The following is a 17972-nucleotide window of genomic DNA, read 5'->3' as shown; positions in this document are numbered from 1 at the left end:
CTCCCCTCCTTTCCCTATTCTTCTTTATTTAGGGGAACAGATAGCCGATTCACACCGGGTGCAGGAGGCGGAACAGGAACTGCATCATCGATGGGTTGAGCTTTACTTACTCCAAGTAGTCCAGTAAATAGGCGAATATTCTTTTCTAAAAATCTGCGTATATCCATCGTGCTCCCCCTGATTGAAAACTACGGTTCATAATAATCTTAGAATCTATTTATCCACCTTTACATCCCGGCTCCCCGTTGAGCCTGCTCACGAAGGATATAGTCCAGCTCGCGTTTGTCCACAACATAGGTACGGGCAATTAGATCGTGGAGGGCCTGTTTTCTCGCCGTAAAGGCTGCCATGATAAAGCCGACGAACAAAATGATGACCGATATAAGCTTACTCCAGTAGCGGGCACTTGCACGTCCAAAGCTGAGCTTGTGATTAAACTCATCTACCACAACGATGCCGAGAGCCAGCTTGCCCACCGTGGCTTTGCATTTGGATGATTCCATAAGCGCATAATATAGCCATATAGCCCCCCAATTCAGCAAGGTCTGTCCTAATAATCGCATTGTAAAAATAGCAGACGGCCCGTCTGTCAGCATAGAGTTTTCTGCTGGGGACGGTATCCAATCCCCTAAGGCCCGAATCACAATCCAGATCAATCCAATTATTAAAAATACAAACCATAGAATAAGACTATCGATGATATAAGCTAAGGTGCGTTTCCAAAAACCCGCATACAGCATGCTGTCCCCTCCAAATGTGTTTACTTTTCTTATTCAATTATTTCGTGCCGTCAAAGAAATCCAGCTCGGAGAGATCATTTTCGAAGGCAAAAAAGCGTTTGGGACCCAGATGCAACAATTCATCTCGACGGGTAATCGGGACCACATAAAAGCCCCAGCGGCTATCCCCGACAAAAACAAAATATTTCGTTTCCTCATTGCGGATGGAGTCCGTATCATCTTGCGGGATATCCCGCCCATACAACACGGCAATTTCCTCATACGGCATGGGTTCAAAAGCTTCTGGCCGACTACGATACACATGCCGCTGACGCAGCTTGCCACCGTCGGCCGTCAGGAAGAACTCCACCTCAGCCGCATGGGACGGCCGGGAAATAGAACCGCGTACCCGGTTGCTCTCCAAACTCGCAATCAGCTCCTTCTCGCGTCCCGTATGTGTCCATGCGCTGACCGTATACGGAATAGCCGGAATATGATTGGTAATGACAGGCTCAATCGTGCCCATTTTTTTAGCGTTCAGGTAACGGATAGCCCCGCGCAGACAGGCCATTTTCAACTCAGGTACCCGGCTGAGGTCCTCTGCCTTTTGACGAAACTCAATACTGCGCCCTGGTACAAATTCCTTGAGTGCTTCGCGAAATACGTCAATCCGGCAGGACTGCCCGGTTAGCTTGATAATCGAATAATCCTGCAAGCGCCCCTCCAGATAAAAATCATCCAGAAACTTGCGCACAATATTGTAGATGTCTGCCTTAAGAAGTTGCTGTATCTCCCGAATGTTAAACACCACATCAGGCAAACCATATTCATCACGAAACCGTCCGTTCTCGATGACTGAAACCAGCCAACGATCCATCACTGCAATGTTCAGGTCGCTTTCAGCAGATAATACCTGCTCGGATTCGAAGCGGCTGCGCAAGATCCCCGTACGTAGAAAAAATTCCTTTTTCATATTTTCTGCCGCGCTCCACAACAGATGAAAATTACTCAGTACCCGCTGATATTCATCCCGTGTAGCATGCTCATACTGTTTGAATGCGGTAGGCAAGATGGCCTCTGCCTCACGGTAGCGTTCCTCCAGTCCCGCATATACAGCATCTACACCAAACTCATCCACATGACGGTACAAATCTCCCGAAGGAATACCGATCAGGGCATCAATATCGGTGTCAGGCAAACGAGTCTCCGCAGCATAATAACCTGCAAATACAATTTTCATAAACTGCATAATCCGATACGTCAGATTGTTTCCGCCAAAATTGGTATCCCCATTTTCATACGTTGTGTGAATATCCAGCTTGTAAGCAATACGTCCGTCCTCAATTCGGAATCGGCAGGAAGACAAATCTGTCGTGCCTCCACCACAATCAATGACAAGTGCCTGATACTCCTCACCGTCCGCAAAAGTCCCTCGTTCCATCTGGTCTGCCAGCGTGTTGTACAGCACCGCCAGCCCTTCGTCCAACGCATCCTCCGCTTCAATCCGGTAATCAGGCAAAATATCGCTAAACATCTCTATAAACTGGGGCTGCAGCTTGACCGGAGCAGAAAAGTGCAGATTGCGGAACCGACACTTAAATTGCTGCTCGGCTGTAGCAATCACATAACGGATAAAAGCAGCTAAAATATCGCTGCGGGAAGCAGTTGCTGTATTCCCCTCGGAATCCATTAATTCCTCGATTCGCTTATAATCGTTGACCCACCGCTTGATCCCTCGCAATACTGTCGCACGGCTGCCTGCCACGTCAGATCCACGTAGTGCATCCTCCCCAAATACATAAAGGATACGTTCTGGATTGGAGCAGTCTGCGACGCGAATAGCAGTCGGCAATACTTCGATCCAGTCGCCTTCTGCTCCTTCTGGGCCGGGGAATGACACATAATTGATGGCGTTCAGCCTTACCGTGCTGCTCATACCTGTATCAGGGGCCGTAACGTAGGAACTATCCAAATAAGTACCTGCTGTGGTGTTCGAGGTGCCAAAATCAATCGCAAGTACCGCATCTGTTGTTTCCGTACCCCGAATGATCAACTCTGCCACCGGAATCCGGTGACCTTGAAGCTTCAGCGGCAGCATTGGCTTATCTCCATAGTAGAGGTTATAAAAATATTCTGATTCCTGTCTTCGCAAAAATAATAGGCTATAACTATGATTGGACGTCTCTCGCAGTTCAGCATCACGATGACGAGAAAGATAATATACGCCTGTTCGTCCCTCATCCTTCACCAAATTCAAAACACCGCACAGTTCTCCTGTCGCATTCACCAGCAGCACATTAGATGAGCTCAGCCAAGGCAAATCGGATTCGATCCGGTAGTTGTCCATGCGACCTGTGCGTACACCCTGATACAGCGTGATTTTGGCGGGAACCCGGATACCGCTGCTCTCCTGCCGACGGTCGTTCCAGTTTCGCTGTAGTGCCGATTCCATGCGTTCAAAACCACCAGGATTCGGCCTTGTGATGAGTAAATGCTCTTCCGCGCTCCGAAAACGCAAAATCACGCGAATCAATTCTTCACGTGCCAGGCGATTGGCAAAGCCCTCGACCAGTCGTTCCTTATCGCATATTCCGCGTAACTGAAAGGTCGTCATTTGTTCCAATTCCGCCCGCGTGTATTTCGCCGTGAAGCGTATGCTTTTTCGATCGGTGAGCGGGTCTAGCAACCTGTATGTATAGGGTCCGTTCATCGTTCACATGTCCTTTCTTAGCCATTTAGCCTTAATAGAGGGCGATAGCGTCTATTTTCATCGTAGGATCTTCCTCTAAAATGCCGAAATGACTTGTCCAATACAATTCCGTCGTAAAACGTGCCGGAAGAAACAAATCCAGAATCAAATCCACTTTAATCCGTGACAACGGTGTCTCCTCTTGGCCGATATAGATGAGCAGTTCGTCTTTTTCCTCACAATTGGTGTAAATGATTGAGCGATGAAAGACGCGCCGCATCGTTTCTTTTAGCAGATGTACGGCTTCTCCCGTCTCATACAGGCGCAGCAGTCCTTCAGCAATCGCGTCCTGATCCTCACGGTTTAATTGTCCAAAGCCTTCCTTTACCTTCGGGCCAAAAATGCCCTCTGCAATATCACACCGAACAAACCGGATATGGTACTCCCGCCGATTCATCCCTTGATACAAGTCCATTTCCGCCAGAAAATGCATCATAATATCAAATAGCGATTCTCTCAGCTCCAGATACTCTTCAGCATCCGGTGGAAACAGATCCCGAAATATAGAATAAAAGCGGTAGTACGGATTTATTTCCACTACCTGCTCCAAATGGGAAGTATTCAACTCTGCCAGACTAAGCTCCATATACGGAGAGTAGCTGACAGCGGGTACGAAGCGGAATTTATCTACATCCAGCCCCTGTTCCCTCGCGCGCATGAGCAAATCCCAGACGTAATTCACACCCATTCTCCTTCACACTTGTACTCCGGAAAATACATCTGCACTTCCGATACCAGAAAGCTCATTAAATCGGATAAAATATAAGCAGGCGCGGTGGGCAAAACATCGTCAGAACCACGCCTGAACCCCAAACGCATGATCTGCTTGCCTTCCTCTGTCCGCACGTTATCGCTGACAAACGGATTTAATGGATACGTCTGGGTTTTGGTTAACAGGTTGCTTACATCATTTCTCCCTGCACCTCCCCAGATGTCCACACGTTCCAGCTCCAGCCCCTGCGCTGCTTCAAACGAGTTTACGATGCGCATGATTTCCGCTTTGGCACGGACAATCACGGCCTGTTTTCCTGCATAGCGGCCCAAAAAGCTGTCCTGTCGCCGATTGGACAATAACGGATAAGTCTGACGACTAAGTCTCGTTGTAACAGGCTTCGTAACCTTCAACACATTCCATTCGCCAGACTTATCACGTGGTGTGACAATCGTCAGTTCCTCTTCTGTACGCTTGATATACCGGATATCACCTTCAGTCCCGTCAATCAAATAACCATGCTCAGGACCTGTTTTTCGCAAAGGCAGCACATGCTCATAATTCACACGATCCATAGCGGGTATAGGAAAACCGCTGTTCTTTAGAGATAGCCTTTCAATGTTCCAAAGAGGAAAAACGTCGCCCTTCTTAAAAACATCGAATTCCTCCAATGAAATTGTAATTTCATGAATTTCTTCATGGGCAGCCGGCTCGCCGTCTCCACCAATCAATACACAGTCCACAAACTTATAAGCGTATGGGTGATTAATTGTTTTCCACGGCATGCCATTTTGCATAAAGGTATGATATAACTGCTCAATCTCCAAAACATAGGAACGGTTATGCTCCAAACGAAAACGAATCGGATAATTGCCGGTTTCCGTGACCAACATTCCTGAGAAAATTCGCTTGCTGCGCACCAGCGCTGAGATTCGTTCGGTCTCCATCTCAAGAAAAAGCGTAAACAGCGGCATCGCACCGCCTTCGCGTACCACCTCTGCCACACGGCTGATGTCCATCTGCTTTTCCTCCGTATCAGACGGTAACACAGGATATAAAAATTCATGAATCGGGTCATAGTCCTCACGCGATGTCAATGACACGTACACATCAATCTTTTCTTCCGTATTCTCAATTTCCTCAAATACCCGCCGTTCTAGCTGGCGGGTCATTTCTTCCTGATATTCGACGAGGTTCATAAATACCCCCGCCATCATATTTTTCAGTAAACGTCTCTGCTCTAAATCGTCCATCTTGCTCAAACGGTCCTGTACCAGCTCTTTCACGACGTCTCACTCCTTTCCGGCTCCAGCTTCAGTGAACATGAAAAACTTAACTTCCGTTCGCAGCAGCCCGATCTTGGTTCTCTGAATCAGACGCCCCTGCTGCTTTAGAAGCAGAATCAGCAGTTCCTTGCTCTTTGTTGGTATCCACCTTGGCCGAAGGGGCAGTTCCATCGCCTGTACCCATGCTCTTTGCAGCCGAAGAGGCTTCCTTCTTCGCGGGTGTAGTTCCCGCTGAAGCCGTTGGCGCAGCCTTCGTTTGCGATTCTGCAGCAGGGATTGCAGCAGCGGAAGATGAAGCTCCACCCGCTGCGTCCCCTGCGTCCGTGTCGTTCAACGCTCCGTCAGACAATCCCAATGCAGCAGGAAGCTGACCGTTTTTCTGCTGCTCCGCGCTCTGCTTTTCCTCCGCCTTGGCTATGCTCCGCTCCAATGCCAGAACACTTTCGAGCTTATCGATCTCCTGATAAATTTCCTGTGCCCCGCTATAGGCATCAATGGCTCCTTCATAATCGAGATCCTTCATCATCCGATCCCCTTTGGCCTGAAGTTTGCCAGCTTGAATCTCCTTGAGTTGCTGCTGAATAGCTGTCAATTTATCGTTGGTCTCGGTAATTTTCTTCTCCAGTTCTTTTTGCGCGGACGTATAACCGGATTCCATCGCAGCCTTGTTCGCTTTTTTGTACAGCTTAAGCGCATTCGTGTAATCTCCGCCCTGAAATTTTAAATCTCCGTCCTTCATCCAGCTCGCCGTCTCGGCATAGCTGTCCAATTGATCGATTTTATGCTCAATATCCTTCACATTAAACGGTGGATATAGCCCGGCACTTTTCCGTGCTTTAGCGTAGCTGGCTTCTGCTTTGGTGAAGTCCGCCTTTTCCACATAGCCGTCACCATCAACCATTAATTGAGACAGTTTCTGCTCTGCAGTATACAATCGCTTGTGAATCTTATCGTTAATTTTAACCGCCGCGTTTTTCGCTTCGCTGTAGGACTTAAGCGCCTTCGCATAATCTCCTGTCCTTGCATAATCGTCTGCGGCTTGGGCTGATTCGATCATCGTTTCCAGTGCAGCTGCCTTATTCGCAGCCATACGAGCCAGCGTAATCCATGCTCCCCCGCCCACAACAATAAAGACAAGCAACGCAATCAAAATCCGTTTGATCAGCTTACGGCGGTTTTTAGGCTTTTCCTGAAAAACTTTATTTACATAAATGGCCGCTGCCGTGTAATTATTCACCGTCCGGTGCTGTTTGCTTAGCAGAACCTCTTCCAATGTATCCGTCAGCATGACCGGGTCCTTCGCTTCCTCTAGTGCCCCCAGCATTTCCGCCAACTCGACGTCCTCCCACATCCCTGACGTAGCGAGCAGGATTACATCTCCATCTGCAAGCTGCGTCTTTTTGGCGTAATGGGCATGAACTCCATTGGGATTTCCCAAGTATTCCAGCAGATTGCCTCGTTCCTCATGTGTGCTGGTCGCTTCGTCTGGAATGCGTCCATCATCTGCCAATGACTGAGCCAGGCTATGATCCTTACTGCGAAAATTAAGCCTTCCATTGCGAAAATGATATAGTCGCACATTACCGCACGAAACATACACCATTTTGTTGTAGTTGGTCACTACCATCAGCAGACTGGCTTTGAGCCGAACACGACGGCTTTCAAATTGCAGCCAATCCTGCGCTTCACGCAGATCTCTCATCAAGCGCCGTTTGGACATGGAAGGCTTCTCCATGAAGTTTTCCAGCACCGTTTTGACAACCATTTCTGCGCTGCGCAGCTCCTGATCCGAATCCAGACCGTCTGCGAGGACATAACAGGCCATGTCGTCCGTCTCCATGAATGCAAAATAGTCCCGGTTGTCTATGTAAGAGCCCGCTTCCGACACAAAGGCGGTACTAAAATCGCTGTTGTCCTTGCGCATCGCTACCCCCGTCTTTCTTGTTTCATCCTATCGCCAAAATAAGTACTGTCGCATTATCCTGACTTTTAAAGCCTTTATCATTAATGGCGTCGATCATGGCATCCGCTGTTTCCTGTGGTGTTCCACCCTTGCGCATAATCTCTTCCAATTCAATCTCCGTCAGCGCCTCCTGAATGCCATCGCTGCACAGCAGCACATGATCGCCTGAATACAGACGAATCGGTGCACTACCCAGCTCCATGCTCTCAAAGCCCTCATAGCCCAAGTAGTTGACCAGTTGATTGCGCACTGGACTCGTTTTGGCTTCCTCCGAGGTCATTTGTCCAGCAAGCACTCGTTCCTCCAGCAGTGTTTCCGCTGTATGCTTGGAATTGACTGTTTGGAAATGACCATTACGGTAAATCGTAATCAGGCTGTCGCCCACCGCTCCGTAATACAGCTGATAGCCGCACACAATGACCGCAGCCAGCGTCGTTCCTCCGCCCTGTCCATTCAAATTTTGCAAAATGCCGCGATTGCTTTGAGTTGCCGCCTCTGCAAAATATCCGTTCAAATTCGTTGCATCTTCCAGCTTGGCAAACGCCTTCGTAAAAGTCGTCACAGCCAAGGTACTGGACATACGTCCATTGGCCAGTCCGCTAATACCGTCTGCGACAACAGCCAGCGTACCGACAGGTGTCGTCATACTGGAGAAATAATCATCCTGCTCGCTCCGGCTCCCGATCGTTTGACCATTTCCGATCTCAATTCCACTCACGGTACGGCTGCCGGAAATTCGCGTCAGTCGTATACGGATCATGAGCAGAACAGCGAATAGTACCGCAGCTCCACTTACAACAAAATAAGGCTGCATATCGTTACCTCCCTGCACCATTGCCCAATTCCGTCCTAGTTTTCGTTATCCCACTCAAAATGGGCGCCACACAGCGGGATAAAGATAAATTTGCTGTGTCCCAGCTGAATCACGTCATAGGCAGCCAGCTCTGCTGGTGAATATACCGCTTCGTTATTGTGGTACGCCAAACCTGATGAATCGCCTGGCAGCAAGTAAAAGTTACGTTTCTTCGGATCATACACAATGACCGCATGATTTCTACGGGAAATCGTGTTGTCCCCGATAATGCGGACATGCATTTCCTCTGCGCGCCCGATAAAGTTTTTCTCCGCCATAATGCGATAATCTTGACCCACCTGTGCTCCTTCGATGCATACCAGCCATCCAGTTACTGGATGAATGCCTACTGTCTCACCCAAATACGGCATTGTTTTGTCGTTATCTCCTGCGACGTTTGTTTTCGCTGCTGCTGGCTCTACGCTCTTGGGTGCAGCTACATTTACTACCGTGTTGCAATATGGACACGTATTTCCGTGCTTTCGTGTACTGAACATGTGTCCGTTCGGGCATCTTGTCAAACTCATAGTCGGTTCCTTCCCCCATTGTCATGATTGTCTTTTCAGCGATCTAAGGATTTTGCAGCATCCTCATCTATTTAACGAGCAGTCTCGTATTGGCAATATATAATAAGTCACCTGAGTAAATCCGGTATGGCTCACCGCTTTCCAACTTCTTGGTTGCACTTTCGTTGGCAGACCGCAAGCCTGTACCATTACCGGAATCCACATCCTCCACAAACCAGTCGCTGTTCACCCGGTTGAGTACCGCATGCTCCACACTTACCAGGGAGGCATAGTCTGTACCTACCAAATCAATATCCGCCTCTGAACGTGACGTTGTTTTACCGATTAAGAGCGACGTTTCGCCTTCGATATACCATTCTTTAATGGACTCGCCCTCTTCATCAATCAACACCAGCTTGGCAATCCGATGACGTTGTGCCTTTGGCTTGGCCACGGGTACAACGGACACCAGATTGCGCAATATGTATACAAGCACGCCGATTCCAATACCTATCGCGACCACGGTTTTCAAACCGCTGTAGCCTGTACGATTAAACACATAAAAGGCGATCGCCAGCATCAGCCCGAACATGGCAACATCTATGATGAAAACCCATCTGTTCTGCGCCGTTTTCACTGCTTGCTTCCCCCATTTCTATCCTGAAATCATCACTTTTTACGAATACCGAAAAATTGGTTAAACATCGCTGAGGTATCCGTCGGATCACCGGGTTTTTTCGTTTTTTTCCCTGGTGAGCCCTCCTTCGTTTTCGGATGAAAACCAAAAAATTGCTCAAAATCAGTACCTATATCAGCCGGATTGAATCCTTTGGCTGCCGTACGCGCACCGCCGGAGGATGCAGCCCCTCTGCCTCTCTCTCGCTGTTCCCCGCCAGCTCCCTCAGTTTTTCGGATGAGCTCGGCATCGTATGCCTGCCGCAATGCTTCGTCACGCAAGGTATTATAAGCCTCGTGAATTAGCTTGAACTTGCGCGTTGCTTCCTCGCTTCCCTGGTTGGTATCAGGATGATACTTTTTGGCCAGTTTACGGTAAGCCTGCTTAATCTCTGCCTCCGAAGCATCCCGGCTGACACCGAGCAGCTCATAGTAGTTGGTCATTGTGTGATGTTCCCCTCTCCGAAAAAAATAAATATTAAGAGACCCGTAGGCCTCTTAATATTTATCCACCCTGCACTTGTGTGCCGGGTGAGTGTGTGTTTAAGCTGCACTTAACGTGAAGACGTTAAGCTTAAACCGGATATCCGCCGTCGATTGTAGCCAGCTCGGTTTTGTCTTTCTTTTGTTTGATGTAGAGTGTAAATGCACCTACACCTTCTGTGTCGCCGAAGTGCTCGTTGTAGTCTACAACGAAAGCATTCGGGAAGTGGATTTTACGCACAACTTGATCAGCTGCGATAACTTCCAGTGTTACTTTACGGTAGCTGTCTGCTTTTTCAGCAGGAACCAGAGACCACAAAGCCAGTTTCAGCGTGTCATCCGCGCTGTCACCGTCTACTGCTGTGATGATTTTGCCGCTGATGCGCAGCGTGGAGCCTACGTCAGTGGAGCGTGCATTGGAATCGTCCGGTGTATCGGTGTCATAAATAACCGTTTGGATGTTATCCAAGCCCAGCTCGATTGTTTCTTGTCCTTCTACTTTCAATCTGAATCCCATGTGTGTTGCCTCCTTGAAATTAGGTAATATGATGGCGGGAGATGCAGAGCTTCTCCGCGATTTATGTATAAAGGCGGTTCTGGATAGAAACGCCTCTAACATCTTTCGTAGTGCTCGGATCATGATTTGACCGAGCTGGTTCCCTTAGTGATCATGACTTCCAGGTTCTTCACATTACCGTTGAAGACCAGATCGATATGGCACATATTGCTTTTCTCATCAATAATGAAGCTCATATCGTCTCCGTCCTGAATGATCGAGTTAACAGATCCTCTGCTGCTCAGCCACTTGCTCTTCTGACTGCTCGGATTGTTACTGAAGAAGCGGACGATATTTTCGTGTTTGAAGTCCCCTGTCTGGTAGCGCAAAATACGTTCAATGTACGTGCTGACCAGCGTCTTGTAGATGGAGTCAAAGCCGTCCTCGGACATCGCCATGCTTCTCGCCTTGTAGACGGTAATCCGGCGGATATCCTTATCCTGAATCTGGGCATTCTCCGACGAGAATACAAAGCCGAAGTTTTTACGGTTGATGGCATCCTTGATCGTGTTGGTGAAACCGGTGATTTCCTTGGCCATCGTCGTCACCGTGCGCAGACTGTTGTCTCCCGCTTCAATGTCGAAGCGTACGCCAGGGAAGTTCTTATTGACCGTTTTGAACGTCTCACGCAGGTATTCAGGACACTGATAGGAAGCGACCAAGCCGGCGGCAACATAGGCTGCACCCACATAAACGCCCTCGATCCACAGCTTGAGAATATCCTCTTTCTCCTTAGAGAGCTGTACACCGTCTTCGGTCTGTAGCATTTTGCTGTCGATAATGACACCCGATTTATCCTTCGGAATAATCGTAAAGTTCGGTACACAAGGAATGGCAAATTCGCTATATTCTCTGCGAACGAGACTGGCGCATTTATCGACATATTTATCGATGCCTGCTGTCGCCATACTGTTGAAAGTCGTTTCTTCACCGGATTCAAAGTTAAAGAACATTTGAATTTTGTAATCCTTCACGACTTGCAGCAGCATCGAGAGCGATTCCATAGAATTCCCGCCCTGCTTAACGACCTTCTCGTTACCCTTGAAGCGTTCACGTGAAACCTTTACCTTACCGGCTGCTTCCAGCTCGACGGATGGAACGATACCGAACCAGATCGTGTCGCTGAATTCATTCTTAGCATTCACAGTGTTCAGGTACGTTTCCAAGCGCGGGATATTGCTGCTTTTCACCAGCATGTCCAGCTTGTTGTTCGCCACCAGCATTGTCGGCAGCATGCCTTTGCTCTTCGTTGCATATTGATCGAAGAACATTTTGACACCGAGGATTTTCTCCACAAGCGGCTTAACCGCCTTTACGAAATCGTCCTTGGCATTTTTATAGAACTCCAGATACGTGTTGTAGTTTTGAACTTCAACCGCTGTATCCACCTTCGTCTGAACAGCTGGCAGTGGCACAAATGTGCGAACCACCAAATCCTTCACATAGTCAGAAGGCGTATCTGTGATGGAGTTATAATCCTCTTCGAATACTTGGGAGAGATCGCCAGTGCTGTTCTCATCCAATAACATCAGCTCAGTACTGTCGCTCTTCGGCGCTTCAATAATTTTCAGTTCGCCGCTTTCCCCAATGGAGAGCATACCCACCTGAATCAGCTCGCCGGAGTTTTCCTCTTGGGCGCCACCGAGCAGAAGGCGGGTTTTGATGTCCTCAATTGCCAGTGGGAGCATAGCCATAACATTGTTATAGTTCTGACTCGCTTCCTCGAACATTCCATTCAGCTTGTCACCCATGTCGAGTTTCTTTGGATCGCCATCATCCAGCTTGTCGTATTCACCATACATATAGTGAATCTCTTTGCGGACTTGACGAATATCATCCATGACCTTTTTCGGTGAAATCATATCCAGCAGATTTTCAAATTTGAAATCTACATTTGTAATTCCTTGACTGCGCTTGGTATCGATGAGCGTAAACAACATTTTCAGAAAGTCATTACTTTGATTTACACGAATTTCAGAAATGCTATCCTCATCAATTCCCTCTGGCTTTTTAAGGGTGTAGACGACTTTTTGATTGGCCGCGTTAAAAAACGAATACACGGTTGGTGAAAACTTATCCAAAAATTCGTCAAAGCTGCGCACCAGAAGGTGCTGATTAATTTCCTTGATCTTTTCATCGCTCAAGCTGTCAATACCCTTCACATCACCTACAATGGTGATCAGGTCCAGCTTTTCCGGGTTAATCTCTTCAAAAAGCATTGTACGGTTGGTTTGATAAATGATTTCCATCGCTGTCGGCAAATGAATAAAGTATGAGTTATAGGTCCATTGCTCCATATACGGACACGGGATGTCCAATTTGAAACGGACGAATACTCATTTTTAGTTCTTTTGCCTCCTCCCCCCTACTTAACATTTAAATTCGTCAAAGGATTGAGCTTATACCACATTTACGGTACAGGCATGTAACCTCGAAAATCGGTCCGAAGCGTTATTCGGCTTTTAACGGCAAAGCATACAAATGAGATGTTTTTCAAATTCAAAAGTCAGATAACACAGAAATTTTAAATTTATGATTTCGTATTCCTAACTTCAATCCCAATTTTTGCCGTTGATACGAGAGCTATCATACAAAGTACCCTTCAGTTTTGTCAATTTCTGTAGTCTCAGATTGAAACAGGGCATTTTGACTCATTTTATGCGTGAATACGTAATTTTCATGATATGTTAGACCTGTTTCTTCAGGGAAATATTCACAAATGGAACCCAATTACCGATAGAAGTCCATTGGATATTTCTGATAAGCGTAAAAGAATCAAATTCATGGCTAATGTGAGGGTTATCAGCTGTTTTGATCCTTTATCCCTTATATCCCAAGGATTAGGAGAGTTGATCCCCCCATGTTGGTCTCGACGATGGAGGAGCTTATGTTCAGAATAAGGAAACTAGGGATTATTGTTTTCATGACTTTTGTACTATTTTTACAAATGGGCTTAAATGGGGTCATTTGCACTGTAAATCAGGCTAATGCAGCATCTTTGGGTGCTGTCCCGATCGAGGGTTATGATGCCGTTTTTGTATTGGATACCAGTTATTCCATGAGGGATACTGATCCTGAGGGCATTGCCGCCGAAGTCATCAATATGTTTATGGATTTGAGTGATGCAGACCGCACACGCGTAGGATTCGTTGCCTACAATCACAACGTGGTCGCCTCGAAACCACTGACTTCGATTGCCGTGGCAGCGCAAAAATCCCAAATCCAGCAGGATATCAGAACGCTAAACCGTTCCGGTTATACGGATTTGGGACTTGGGTTGCGCAAAGGCTCGGAGCTGCTAGCGGCAGGAGCATCCCAAGGGCGTCAGCCTTTTATGATTCTATTGTCAGATGGAGAGACTGATTTTGGTGCCTCCTCTGGTTCCCGATCTAAAGGTGACTCCAATAACGATGTGTCCTCTGTCATCAAATCTGCACAGACCAAGGGATATCCGGTGTACACGATTGGTCTGAACCATGATGGCACAGTGAACCGACAAGAACTCGAACGGATCGCTTCTCAAACGGGTGGAGCTTCTTTTATTACGAGTAGTGCCGAGGATCTGCCGGAAATTCTGAACCGTATTTTCGCCAGTCAAATTCGCTCCAAGCTCGTTCCAATTGCTGCAATTACGACCACTGGCGAGATGCAAGAATTAACTGTAACTCTACCTGATTCTAGTATGGAGGAAGCCAATCTGGTGCTTTTGTCGGAGCATCCCCTTCTGGAAACACAGCTATATTCCAATTCAGAAAATGTCCGCAGGTACAAGTCGAGCCGATATGCGATTTTAAAAATCGAGCATCCACAGGCAGGTAAAGTGAAGTTGAAACTACGGGGCATACGCGGGGATTTGGTAAAAATCAATTTACTTGGCAGCTATCGACTGGAAGCCGAAGCTACCATGGGAGGAAAGCAAGCAACGGCAACTCATGGCGACAAGCCTGTGCAGTTGCTGAAAGGTCAAGCCACACCGTTTCAAGCTCAGCTCCTGTTACCCAACAGTCAAAAGCTTACGGATGAAGCCGTATATACGTCTCTCCAAGCCCATATTATAGTTACTCCAAAGGGGGGCACAGCCAAAAAGGTGCCTATGACCTATAAGTCAGGAGCCTTCCATACCGAATATGCGTTCCCTCAAACCGGGGATTATACATGGCAGCTATCCCTGGATAGTCCGCAATGGTACCGTAAGGGAACTGTACATAAAGTTCACGCGGCCAATGCAGCGCCACAAGTCTTGAAAGACCTGACGATTCGCCTGGTAAAAGAAGACGGCGATTCCCGTCGAAGTTTATCGGATTTTATCATTGACCCGAATCATGACAAGCTGAACTATAAGCTGGATTCAGAAGCCTCTGGGGATGCGGTCCATGCTGAGATTAACGGTAATGATCTGCTGCTATCCGAGCTCCACACAGGTGACACTCAGCTAAAGATTACCGCTACCGATCCGGAAGGCGCATCCAGCAGCGCTACACTAACCGTTTCCGTACAATCCCGGTATACAGCCATTAAATGGACGGTAGCCATCAGTGTCGTGGTAGCCGCTTTTCTGTATTGGTTCTTGCGGCCGAAGCCGCAGTTTGCCGGAAGAATCGAAGGATATTTTCTCGCTACAGCAAGTGGACAGGAGATTCCGGTAAAATCTTGGCCGCTCACCTCCTTTCCGGGTCGTAAGGTCAGCTTACAGGAGTTGTTCCGTACGCTTGACGTTCACGAACCGTTGCCAGAAGCGGAACGGATTCTATTTTCCGCAGGCAAAAAAGGGAGCCTAATCGTGAAACATGATACACGCTGTGCCTTACAGCATGGAAAGATCAGATTAGCCCGCAACAAAAAAGCGGTCATGGAGTACAGCGACAAACTGTACATTACATTCGAGGATGGTGTGACTGAAATCGAGCTGCGATACAAAGCGATTAAACCGAATACTTCAGTGTACACCGACCATATCCAAGCTCCGACAGGATAATGTCCGTCACAACGTAAAAAAGAGAAGCACCGTCTCTTACGATTAACGAACCGTAAGAGTAGGGCGCTTCCCTTTTTTTATCCAATATTCCGCACGTAGTGCGGCTTTAAACCATCTAAGTGAGCGGCAACGCTTGTTAGCCTGTACCTCCAGACCACGCCGAATGACATACGGCAGCAGAGAAAGTCCCGCATTTTCAATCTGAATCCGCTCGGAATGATCTGCAAACAATCGGCCTGGCACATCTGGCGGAGGTGTTCCTTTTCGGCAATAATACAGCGTGGCGGCCAAACTATAGATATCCGATACAGGCCCCTGCTGCGAACGATTAGAGTAAAATTCCAGCGGAGAATAGCCCGCCGTGGTGAAGATCGGATGCTCTTTACCTTCAAAATGCACAGCCGAACCAAAATCAATCAGCTTGATGTTGCCATTTTCCCCAATCATAATGTTGCCCGGCTTAATATCCCGATGAATAATTCCTTTGTCATGAATGTACTCCATGGCATCAATTAAAGGTAGCAGCGTATGGTACAAAAAAGTGGGATCATACGTTGGCACAGCCTCTTCTTTCATCATTCGATCCAGTGTCTTGCCTGCACAGTATTCCATGACCAGATAGGCAGTTCCATTTTCCTCAAAGTGATCTATATAACCGACAATTCCCGGATGACTTAACTCCTTCAACATTTGCCCTTCACGCAAAAAATAATGCATAAACTCCACGTATTTGGATTGCATAGAAGCACCGCAAGTGACCGTTTTTCGATCCATCCCCCGCAAAGCCAGTGCATTCGGAAAAAATTCCTTAACAATGACCTTTTCTCGGTTATCCAACAGCCTTGCCGTATACACGATGGCCAGCTCACTGCGGGACAAGGCGCTTCGAATTTGATATGTATTTCGCAGCTTCGTATTGCGGGCAAGCAGATTCCCGCTTGTATCCACGATCATGACTCGTCCTCCTGTCAGGTTCTTAGCTTATGTCTTTTGTATATATCGGCTTATTACACATCTTTTTATTATACCGTAAAATAGATTATTGGAAAAACAAATAACCTGCCATAATCTCCCTTAGAGAAATGATGACAGGTCTTTTGGCATTCATCTGGTTCTTTTTTCTCAAATCGTTTAACCCAGTTTCGTTCCGGGCTTCATGCTGCGCACACTGTTCGTATTTTTCTTCCGTTCACTGCGCAGTTTGCCTTTGCCTTGTTCTGGAGTGCGAATGGTGAGGGCAATTAGGAACGATACGACACACAGCACAGCAATCGTGGTAAAGGTCGGGATGAATCCACCGAGCAAGGCTGCAATAAATGACCCCGCCAGCGCACCGAGGCCAAAGCCTTGATACACAATACCATAGTTTTTGCTTTGATTTTTCAGACCGAAGAAATCAGCTACAATGGCAGGAAAGACTGTAATGTTGCCGCCGAAGCAAAAAGCAATTCCTGCTACACAGGCAAAGAATAAACCATAATTCAGCGGTACCAGACTCAGCACTGTGACTGCGACCGCCGTTGTCAGCAACGCACCCGCTACTACTTTCAGACGACCTACTTTATCCGATAGTGCACCCAGTATGATCCGGCCCGCCGTGTTGAAAATTGCGACCATAGCGACCGCATTAGCAGCTGTTGCTACATCTAGGCCGGCCATCCGTACGCCGATATCTTTGACTACCCCAATCAGGTAGAGACCACTCATACAAGCGGTAAAGAACATTACGAACAACAGGTATGCCTGCTTGGTGCGCAGCATTTCTTTAACGGTGTAGTCCCGCTGTACAACCCCATTTTGTACCGAAGGCTTGTTCACGACTACAGCTTCTCTTACCAGGAAAGAACCACCCACAATCATGATCAGCACGATCATTCCCCAATATAAAAACGCTTGTGATACGCCAACGGACTGAATCAACGAACCATTAATATACTTGAATATAAGACTGCCTGTTCCATATGCCCCAACCGAAATACCGGAAATAAGTCCTTTTTTCTCAGGAAACCATTTAATCAGATTCGACAGTGATGTAATATATGCCGTTCCATCCGCAAAACCTACGACAATACCCGCCAAAATGTAAAGCAGGGACAGCGATGTTACCTGCGAACTGAGCATGAGACCGGCTCCTAAGACGACACCTGCACACAAAATCAGACGACGTAGTCCCCATTTATCCTGTAGTTTGCCTGCGAATAACGTAGCAAACGCCAGTGCAAAACTGGTAATTGAAAATGTAATGGCAACCGAACTGAGATTCCAGCCAAAGCGGTCCACCAACGGTTGATTAAATAAACTCCATGTGTAAATGGTTCCTAATCCCATCTGGACAATTATCGTTCCAAGCACGACAAGCCAACGATTTCCGCTGTTTGTTTTCATATAAATCTCCTCTTTTCATTCCGGCTCTACAGCGTCAGTTTGTTATCATGATAACCGGGAATCCAGTACGCTTTGCGCCTGTGGAGGAGCAAGTCTGTAAGGATTCTCTC

Annotated in this window: 15 protein-coding genes; 1 reads left to right on the top strand and 14 read right to left on the bottom strand. The window is 47.4% G+C overall.

Going from position 1 to position 17972, the window contains the following annotated elements:
* Positions 1 to 14 precede the first annotated feature (14 nt).
* The 12 genes from MHB54_RS20340 to MHB54_RS20285 form a co-directional block, all read right to left on the bottom strand.
* Positions 15 to 167, bottom strand: coding sequence for a hypothetical protein (locus MHB54_RS20340; protein WP_023989850.1), 153 nt, complete (start codon positions 165 to 167; stop codon positions 15 to 17).
* A gap of 60 nt (positions 168 to 227) precedes the next feature.
* Positions 228 to 740, bottom strand: coding sequence for an RDD family protein (locus MHB54_RS20335; RefSeq protein WP_103744868.1), 513 nt, complete (start codon positions 738 to 740; stop codon positions 228 to 230).
* A 37-nt stretch (positions 741 to 777) separates the two neighbouring features.
* Complete coding sequence (locus MHB54_RS20330; protein ID WP_264454673.1) at positions 778 to 3429, bottom strand: molecular chaperone; 2652 nt, start codon at positions 3427 to 3429, stop codon at positions 778 to 780.
* 31 nt (positions 3430 to 3460) lie between these two features.
* Entirely contained in the window at positions 3461 to 4150 is a 690-nt protein-coding gene (locus tag MHB54_RS20325) for a hypothetical protein (RefSeq protein ID WP_025720815.1), read from the bottom strand.
* Positions 4147 to 5466: a normocyte-binding protein gene (locus MHB54_RS20320; protein WP_264454671.1), complete on the bottom strand. Its 1320-nt coding sequence runs from the start codon at positions 5464 to 5466 to the stop codon at positions 4147 to 4149. The genes MHB54_RS20325 and MHB54_RS20320 overlap by 4 nt, the downstream gene beginning before the upstream one ends.
* A 46-nt stretch (positions 5467 to 5512) precedes the next feature.
* Complete coding sequence (locus tag MHB54_RS20315; protein ID WP_264454670.1) at positions 5513 to 7390, bottom strand: PP2C family protein-serine/threonine phosphatase; 1878 nt, start codon at positions 7388 to 7390, stop codon at positions 5513 to 5515.
* A gap of 22 nt (positions 7391 to 7412) precedes the next feature.
* Entirely contained in the window at positions 7413 to 8243 is an 831-nt protein-coding gene (locus MHB54_RS20310; protein WP_023989856.1) for a PP2C family protein-serine/threonine phosphatase, read from the bottom strand.
* Between the two features lie 35 nt (positions 8244 to 8278).
* Entirely contained in the window at positions 8279 to 8809 is a 531-nt protein-coding gene (locus tag MHB54_RS20305; protein ID WP_023989857.1) for an FHA domain-containing protein, read from the bottom strand.
* Between the two features lie 67 nt (positions 8810 to 8876).
* Positions 8877 to 9425 carry an FHA domain-containing protein gene (locus MHB54_RS20300; RefSeq protein ID WP_264454669.1) on the bottom strand — a complete coding sequence of 183 codons (549 nt, stop codon included), beginning with the start codon at positions 9423 to 9425 and terminating at the stop codon, positions 8877 to 8879.
* Positions 9426 to 9457: 32 nt separating this feature from the next.
* Positions 9458 to 9907 carry a J domain-containing protein gene (locus MHB54_RS20295; protein WP_025720823.1) on the bottom strand — a complete coding sequence of 150 codons (450 nt, stop codon included), beginning with the start codon at positions 9905 to 9907 and terminating at the stop codon, positions 9458 to 9460.
* A 130-nt stretch (positions 9908 to 10037) separates the two neighbouring features.
* Positions 10038 to 10463 carry a hypothetical protein gene (locus MHB54_RS20290; protein WP_013311475.1) on the bottom strand — a complete coding sequence of 142 codons (426 nt, stop codon included), beginning with the start codon at positions 10461 to 10463 and terminating at the stop codon, positions 10038 to 10040.
* Positions 10464 to 10582: 119 nt separating this feature from the next.
* Positions 10583 to 12751, bottom strand: a complete 2169-nt coding sequence (locus MHB54_RS20285) for a hypothetical protein (protein ID WP_023989860.1) — start codon at positions 12749 to 12751, stop codon at positions 10583 to 10585.
* A gap of 638 nt (positions 12752 to 13389) precedes the next feature.
* Here MHB54_RS20285 and MHB54_RS20280 point away from each other — a divergent pair.
* Complete coding sequence (locus MHB54_RS20280; protein ID WP_340981852.1) at positions 13390 to 15477, top strand: vWA domain-containing protein; 2088 nt, start codon at positions 13390 to 13392, stop codon at positions 15475 to 15477.
* A 42-nt stretch (positions 15478 to 15519) separates the two neighbouring features.
* Here the strand turns inward: MHB54_RS20280 and MHB54_RS20275 are convergent, their stop codons facing one another.
* Positions 15520 to 16431 (bottom strand): serine/threonine protein kinase, encoded by a 912-nt coding sequence (locus MHB54_RS20275; RefSeq protein WP_013311478.1) that lies wholly within the window; start codon positions 16429 to 16431, stop codon positions 15520 to 15522.
* Positions 16432 to 16608: 177 nt separating this feature from the next.
* On the bottom strand, positions 16609 to 17862 hold the full coding sequence (locus tag MHB54_RS20270) for an L-lactate MFS transporter (protein ID WP_023989863.1): 1254 nt from the start codon (positions 17860 to 17862) through the stop codon (positions 16609 to 16611).
* Between the last annotated feature and the right edge of the window lie 110 nt (positions 17863 to 17972).

Origin of the sequence: Paenibacillus sp. FSL M7-0802, from assembly GCF_038004945.1 — a bacterium.
GTDB lineage: Bacteria > Bacillota > Bacilli > Paenibacillales > Paenibacillaceae > Paenibacillus > Paenibacillus polymyxa_B.
The sequence above is the reverse complement of the archived record's forward strand: the minus strand, read 5'-3'. Positions and strand labels throughout refer to the sequence as shown.

Excerpts from the sequence above, each read along its gene's own strand:
- MHB54_RS20275 (WP_013311478.1), bottom strand. The coding sequence starts at position 16,431 with ATGATCGTGGATACAAGCGGGAATCTGCTTGCCCGCAATACGAAGCTG.
- MHB54_RS20340 (WP_023989850.1), bottom strand. The coding sequence starts at position 167 with ATGGATATACGCAGATTTTTAGAAAAGAATATTCGCCTATTTACTGGA.
- MHB54_RS20305 (WP_023989857.1), bottom strand. The coding sequence starts at position 8,809 with ATGAGTTTGACAAGATGCCCGAACGGACACATGTTCAGTACACGAAAG.
- MHB54_RS20335 (WP_103744868.1), bottom strand. The coding sequence starts at position 740 with ATGCTGTATGCGGGTTTTTGGAAACGCACCTTAGCTTATATCATCGAT.
- MHB54_RS20330 (WP_264454673.1), bottom strand. The coding sequence starts at position 3,429 with ATGAACGGACCCTATACATACAGGTTGCTAGACCCGCTCACCGATCGA.
- MHB54_RS20295 (WP_025720823.1), bottom strand. The coding sequence starts at position 9,907 with ATGACCAACTACTATGAGCTGCTCGGTGTCAGCCGGGATGCTTCGGAG.
- MHB54_RS20280 (WP_340981852.1), top strand. The coding sequence starts at position 13,390 with ATGTTCAGAATAAGGAAACTAGGGATTATTGTTTTCATGACTTTTGTA.
- MHB54_RS20270 (WP_023989863.1), bottom strand. The coding sequence starts at position 17,862 with ATGAAAACAAACAGCGGAAATCGTTGGCTTGTCGTGCTTGGAACGATA.
- MHB54_RS20315 (WP_264454670.1), bottom strand. The coding sequence starts at position 7,390 with ATGCGCAAGGACAACAGCGATTTTAGTACCGCCTTTGTGTCGGAAGCG.
- MHB54_RS20310 (WP_023989856.1), bottom strand. The coding sequence starts at position 8,243 with ATGCAGCCTTATTTTGTTGTAAGTGGAGCTGCGGTACTATTCGCTGTT.
- MHB54_RS20285 (WP_023989860.1), bottom strand. The coding sequence starts at position 12,751 with ATGGAAATCATTTATCAAACCAACCGTACAATGCTTTTTGAAGAGATT.
- MHB54_RS20290 (WP_013311475.1), bottom strand. The coding sequence starts at position 10,463 with ATGGGATTCAGATTGAAAGTAGAAGGACAAGAAACAATCGAGCTGGGC.